At 36.4% G+C, this 6,186-nt stretch carries 6 protein-coding genes; 4 read left to right on the top strand and 2 right to left on the bottom strand.

Annotated features, from left to right (window positions below; all coding sequences use genetic code 11):
* Together ppk1 and M0Q20_RS10745 are read right to left on the bottom strand one after the other, a co-directional pair.
* Positions 1 to 1,660: polyphosphate kinase 1 (gene ppk1 / locus M0Q20_RS10750; RefSeq protein ID WP_295061783.1), on the bottom strand; the 1,660-nt coding region annotated here is incomplete at its 3' end.
* 57 nt (positions 1,661 to 1,717) lie between these two features.
* A complete protein-coding gene (locus M0Q20_RS10745) occupies positions 1,718 to 2,956 on the bottom strand; it encodes an apolipoprotein N-acyltransferase (RefSeq protein WP_295061782.1) in 1,239 nt (412 codons plus the stop codon).
* Between the two features lie 104 nt (positions 2,957 to 3,060).
* Here M0Q20_RS10745 and yajC point away from each other — a divergent pair, with 104 nt between their 5' ends.
* The 4 genes from yajC to M0Q20_RS10725 all read left to right on the top strand — a co-directional run bounded on the left by yajC (position 3,061) and on the right by M0Q20_RS10725 (position 6,159).
* Positions 3,061 to 3,327, top strand: coding sequence for a preprotein translocase subunit YajC (gene yajC, locus M0Q20_RS10740; RefSeq protein WP_295061780.1), 267 nt, complete (start codon positions 3,061 to 3,063; stop codon positions 3,325 to 3,327).
* Positions 3,317 to 4,882: a protein translocase subunit SecD gene (gene secD, locus M0Q20_RS10735; protein ID WP_295061784.1), complete on the top strand. Its 1,566-nt coding sequence runs from the start codon at positions 3,317 to 3,319 to the stop codon at positions 4,880 to 4,882. The genes yajC and secD overlap by 11 nt, the downstream gene beginning before the upstream one ends.
* Before the next feature lie 2 nt (positions 4,883 to 4,884).
* Entirely contained in the window at positions 4,885 to 5,856 is a 972-nt protein-coding gene (gene secF / locus M0Q20_RS10730) for a protein translocase subunit SecF (protein WP_295061779.1), read from the top strand.
* A 117-nt stretch (positions 5,857 to 5,973) separates the two neighbouring features.
* Positions 5,974 to 6,159, top strand: coding sequence for a PLDc N-terminal domain-containing protein (locus M0Q20_RS10725; RefSeq protein ID WP_295061778.1), 186 nt, complete (start codon positions 5,974 to 5,976; stop codon positions 6,157 to 6,159).
* Positions 6,160 to 6,186 lie beyond the last annotated feature (27 nt).

Here is a 6,186-nt window from a genome sequence, read left to right as displayed (position 1 = left end):
TTAAGGAGACCTTTACCCCTGCTTGACTTGCTTTATAGAGTGCTTTTATTACATCATCATCTACAAGTGAGTTTAGCTTTGCGATAATCTCCCCGTTTGTACCTTTTCTAGTCTCATTTTGAATTAACGAGAGTACTTTTGGCTTAATCTGTGATGGCGACATATAGAGCTCATTGAGTTTGCCCTTTTTACTAAAACCGGTTAAGAAGTGGAAAAAGCGTGTCATGTCACTTGTTATATCATCTTTACTTGTTAGATAACTCATATCCGTATAGATTTTTGAAGTAGTAGGATTGTAATTTCCTGTTCCTAGATGAGCGTACTGCTTGAGTTTACCGTTTTTTCTTCTTGTAATAAGAGTCGCTTTTGCATGAACTTTAAAGCCTTTTATCCCATAAATAACATGCGCACCCGCTTTTTCAAGAGCTTTTGCCCAGATGAGATTATTCTCCTCATCAAATCTAGCTTTAAGTTCGACCATGACAGTTACCTGCTTGCCTGATTCGCTTGCACTCATAAGGGCTTTAACGATAGGCGAGTCAGTTCCCGAGCGATAAAGTGTCATCTTTATAGACACCACATCAGGGTCTTTCGCCGCCGTTTGAATAAGCTTTACGATAGGGTCAAAGCTCTCATAAGGGTGGTAGAGCAAAATATCTTGTTTCTCCAAGGTTGAAAATATGTTTTCGTTATTATCCAAAGGAGGAAGAGTTTTTGGTTTAAACGCTTCCGTCAAAAGGTGAGCAAAATGTTTGTTTGAAACTATCTGCCAAAGGCTAGATAGATTTAAGAAGGTATGAAATTTATATATATCATCTTTATATACGTTTGTGTGACGGTTAAAAAAGTTTATAATCTCCTCATCTCCGTCGCTTCCAATCTCAAGCCTTACCATAGCTCCTTTTCGGCGAAGCTTTAGCCCCTCTTCTAGTATCTCTAAAAAGTCATCAGCCTCCTCCTCTTCAATCTCTATATCTGCATTTCTAGTAACTCTAAAAGATGCAAATTTTAGTAAGGTATATCCTGGAAAAAGTTCTGCTACATGCTCTACAACTATACTCTCTATAGGCACATAAACATTATGTTCAAGTTCTACAAATCTTTCCAAAACTCTAGGAACACGAATAATTCCAAATCTCTCTATAGCTGTATTGTCACTATCTTGAAGTTTTACAATAAGTCCAAAGCTAAGATTGTTCAGATGTGGAAAAGGGTGAGTCGCATCTACGGCAATCGGTATTATCACAGGGTATATATTTTCGTTAAAATATCTGTTTAAATAATTTCTTTGGTGCTGATTTACCTCTTTGTAAAGCTTTATGCTTATGCCCTCAAGCTCAAGTTTTTTCAATATGCCGCTCATGCAGTGCTCAACTACCTGCTGCTCTTGATGAAGATATGCTCTTATTTCACGAAGCTGCTCAAGCGGAGTAAGTTTATCGGCACTTGATACTACGATACCGGCAGCAAATAGTTTTTTAAGTCCGGCTACTCTAATCATATAAAATTCATCTAAATTTGTTCCGTAGATAGCCAAAAATTTAAGACGCTCCAAAAGAGGAAGAGACTCATCTTGCGCTTGTTTTAAAACTCTTGTATTAAATTGTAGCCATGATATCTCACGATTGTTGTATAGACTTGGATTTTTTAGATTTATCATTACAAATCCCTATAACATAGATTTTTTAAAATAGGGGCGCATTATACCAAATAAAGGTTACTTTATAATTCCGGTACCTCTGTAGTTTGCGCTATGGTAGATTGTAACACCGTTTTTACGAGCGTAGTATCTCATAAGGAGTTTTTGTAGAGTTGGCTCTATTGAGGGCGAAAACCAAGCGTTGTTACTAATAGCAATAACAAAGGAGACATCTCCCTCATAAATCTCATCGCATGTGGCCTCATAGCAGATAGCATTTCTAAACTTTACCCCTTTAATCGTAAAGTCTGTAGGCTCAGTTGCCGTTTTAAAGTCTGATGCTCCGCCAAAAAATATCTCATTTATAAAATTTTGTGCAAATTTTGGAAGCGGAATATACTCTCCAAAAGGAACCAAAACCAATTTTTTTGCCACACTAAGGTCGCCTTCGTTAAACATGTACGTTACATTATAGTGCACGTCTCCTTCACTAAGCAGTGAACCTGCTACTATGGCAATCTCGTTTGAAGACTCCTTTAGCTTATTCATGACTTGCGGAGTTTTGTTCATATAAAACGCAAAGACGGATTCTGGAAATACAACTATGTCATAATCCTCCTTTTTTGCCTGTTCTATCTCAGCAAATACTAGCTCAATCGTCGGCAGTAGGCTCTCTCTTTTCCACTTTTTGTCTTGAGTTATATCAGTAGCTACAAGTTTTATCTTTAGCGGAGCATCTTTTTGGGTAGCCGGATTTATATTTATACTAAATATTAGCAGTAAAAGTGGTAGGTATTTGTATGAGTTTTTGATATAGTTAGGGAGGCTAAGAGCTAAAAGCACAAGAAGGAGTTGATATTTATAAACTCCAAAGTAGCTATCTACAAAGAGGAGCTCAATCTGGAGCCAGTTAAAATCAAAAGGCTCTACAAAGCTTAGAATAAAGAGCATAAAAGCTCTTATGGCTACACTCTTTGTAAGAGCTAAAACTCCAAAAAAAAGTGTATATATAATTGCAAAAAGTATGGTAATTATAGACTCCATATATCCTACACCGTTATACTTAAAGCTATATCCAATCCAGTAAAACCAAAGAAGACCTATAAAAAATCCGGCTACTAAAACAGCTCTTTTTGGAATATATAAAAGCAGAGCAAGTGCTAAGAGTCCAAAGAGGGTATTTATAAATTTAAGAGTTATGCCAAAATGTTCTAGATAAAGAAAAGCACTAAAAAACAGCGCAGTTATAATCCCGCATATAAAATCAAAAAAAGTAGAGTTATAGTTGTTTCTAATATCATGGATTTTTTTAATCATTTTTTCATCGCTATGTTTTTGAAGCGAATTATAGCACTATTCAGTCTTCTATTAATATACTTTTTGTATAATTGCCACAATTTATTTAAAGGAAACTAAGACTCATGGAAATTATAGGTCAACTACTCCCATTTATAATTCTGATTGCAATTATGTATTTCATAATTATCCGTCCACAGCAAAAAGCGGCAAAAAGCCATAAAGAGATGCTAGAGGCTCTAAAAAAGGGCGATAAAATCGTAACATTAGGTGGGATTATCTCTACTATACATAAAGTTGAAGAGCAGTTTTTAAGTATTAAAATAAACGATGATGTAATTGTTAAAGTAACAAAAGATGCAGTTGCTAGAAAGTATGAGGATGAAGCTTAATTATCGCGTAGTTACATTTGCTCTTGCCATAATTTTTGGTATATTTTTCTCTGCCCCATCTCTATTTCAGATGCAAGATGGAAAAAAGATAACTTTAGGTCTTGATCTTCAAGGCGGACTTCATATGCTTCTTGGCGTTAAAACTGAGGAGGCTGTAGAGTCACGAATTAAATCTATTGCCGCAAGTGTTAAACATTTTAGTGAGAGAAAAGATATCTTAATCGACACTCTTAATTTTGATGAAAATGGCATTACCATTACTCTTTTAGACAAAGATGATGTTAAGCGGATAAAATCTTTTTTACATGAGGTAAAAGGTGCTGTTGTAGTTGCAGTTGATGAGAGTATCTCTTTTACTCTTAGTGATGAAGAGATACAAAACACACAAAAACAAGCAATATCTCAAGCAATCGAGACAATCAGAAATAGACTTGACCAGTTTGGTTTAACTGAGCCGATAGTTGCAAGACAAGGTGAAGAGAAGATTCTTGTTCAGCTTGCAGGTATTAAAACTATGGAGGAGGAGCAACGTGCTCGTGAGCTTATCTCTCGTGCGGCAAAACTTGAACTTATGGCTGTTGATGAAGATAGAGCAGCTAGAGTCTATAGTATGAGCGAGAACGAGGCAGCATCTTACGGTGATGTTATTTTGGAGGATGCTACAAATCCAAAAATAAAACATCTTGTTCGTGAAATCCCAATCCTTGATGGTGGAATGCTTACCGATGCACATGTTGGTTTTGATGAAAACAATCGTCCTTTAATTAGCTTCTCTCTAAATGCTGAAGGTGCTGAGATATTTGGCGATTTTACAGGTAAAAATGTAGGAAAACATTTAGCTGTGGTATTAGATTCTAAAGTTTATTCTGCGCCTGTTATAAATGAGCGTATAGGCGGCGGAAGCGGACAAATCTCAGGAAATTATACAGTTATGGAAGCAAAAGATTTGGCTATTGCACTTCGTTCAGGCTCTCTTATGGCTCCGATTTATCTTATGGAAAAACGCTCAGTAGGACCTAGTTTAGGGGCTGATAGTATTAAAGCTAGCATGATAGCTCTTGTGGGCGGATTTATATTGGTCATAATCTTTATGGTTGTTTATTACAGAATGGCAGGAATTATCGCAAATATTGCTCTGATTTCAAATCTATTTATAATTTTAGCGATTATGAGCCTTTTTGGTGCCACTCTGACTCTTCCGGGAATGGCAGGAATCGTTTTAACCGTCGGTATGGCAGTCGATGCAAACGTTATCATCTCTGAGCGAATCCGTGAGCTTTTACATGAAGGCAAATCAATTAATAAGGCTATAGAAGATGGGTACGCAAATGCCATGAGTGCTATTTTAGATGCAAATATCACTACTCTTATAGCAGCTGTTGTTCTGTATGCGTATGGAACAGGTGCAATCAAAGGTTTTGCCATTACTATAAGTATAGGAATATTAGCTTCAATGCTTACTGCGATTCTTGGAACACATGGGATTTATCAGATGTTAAGTAAGAGAATACAAAAAAGCAAAAACAATCTTCTGTGGTTTGGGATTAAGGGGTAGAGATGGAATTTTTTAAATATACTAAAGCCCTTGGTTTTATGGGCAAATCAAAATTTACAAGGAGTCTCTCAATACTTTTAGTTTTAGGCTCCTTTGCTATTTTAGCGACAAAAGGTCTTAATTACGGCGTTGATTTTGCAGGAGGAACGATTGTTCAAGTAAAGTATGAGAGTGCTGCTCCAATAGATGAGATGAGAGAGAAGCTAAAGAGTAACACTATTTTTGACGGTGCTACTATTACTGAGTTTGGTTCTAAAGAAGAGGTTGTTATACGCATGAGAACAACTACAGGCGATGTTGTAGTAGATGTTGGAGATGTTGCGCGAGAGACACTTGGGGGCACCGGAGAGTTTGAGATTCGCCGTGTTGATATAGTAGGACCAAAAGTTGGAAGCGAGCTTAAAGAGAAGGGCATAATGTCCATGATACTTGCTGTTATCGGAATCTTAATCTATGTAGCGTTTAGATTTGAGTGGAGGTTTGCCGTTGCTTCTATATTAGCACTTGTTCATGACGTCACTATTGCGCTTGGAGCTATAGCCCTTGTCGGATTAGAGGTAAATTTGGATGCATTAGCCGCGCTTCTTACTATTTTGGGTTACTCTTTAAATGACACTATAATCATATTTGATAGAATTCGTGAAAGTGTTGTAAAACAAAGAGATAGTGAACTTAGCGATATAATTGATGAGTCTATAACAAGAACTCTAGCCAGAACAACACTAACATCTTTAACAACTTTCTTTGTTGTATTTACGCTCTTTATGTTTGGCGGTGAGATTATTCATGCTTTTGCATTTACTCTTTTGGTGGGTATCGTTATAGGAACATACTCATCAATCTTTGTAGCATCTCCGACTCTTCTTCTTTTTGGGTTTGATGTTAAAAACTATCATGTAAAACTTGCACAAAAAGCAAAAAGGGAAGCAGAAAAAGAGAGGATGAGAGCTCAGTACGAATCTGGGGTTATGTAAAAACATTAAACATCCCTTGCCTAAAATCCGGCTTTTTGCCGGATAATCTTCTTTAAAAATCATCTAAGTTCTTATGTTAACAAAATAGAAGATACAATACTCAAAAAGGAGTTCGCTATGAGTGATGTTACACTGTTGGTATTTTTTCTGTTTATTGTTTTTTGGGTCTACTCAATAATCTCCGTATATAGAGCTAAGTTTAAAGAGGAGAAGCAGAAGGTATTTTGGCGAATAGCAATTGTCTTTGTTCCGCCTTTAGCATTTTTTTATCTTTTTATGAAAAAAAACTTAATTCTAAAATAGGCTGCATTAAGACTTCAGTCGCTACTT

Origin of the sequence: Sulfurimonas sp. (assembly GCF_023229025.1) — a bacterium.
In the GTDB taxonomy this organism is placed as follows: Bacteria; Campylobacterota; Campylobacteria; order Campylobacterales; family Sulfurimonadaceae; genus Sulfurimonas.
Note: the sequence above shows the minus strand (reverse complement) of the source record. Positions and strands in the feature narration are given on the sequence as shown.

What these genes read in the sequence shown, in the direction of transcription:
- yajC (WP_295061780.1), top strand. Translation starts at nt 3,061, where the DNA reads ATGGAAATTATAGGTCAACTACTCCCATTTATAATTCTGATTGCAATT.
- secD (WP_295061784.1), top strand. Translation starts at nt 3,317, where the DNA reads ATGAAGCTTAATTATCGCGTAGTTACATTTGCTCTTGCCATAATTTTT.
- M0Q20_RS10745 (WP_295061782.1), bottom strand. Translation starts at nt 2,956, where the DNA reads ATGATTAAAAAAATCCATGATATTAGAAACAACTATAACTCTACTTTT.
- secF (WP_295061779.1), top strand. Translation starts at nt 4,885, where the DNA reads ATGGAATTTTTTAAATATACTAAAGCCCTTGGTTTTATGGGCAAATCA.
- M0Q20_RS10725 (WP_295061778.1), top strand. Translation starts at nt 5,974, where the DNA reads ATGAGTGATGTTACACTGTTGGTATTTTTTCTGTTTATTGTTTTTTGG.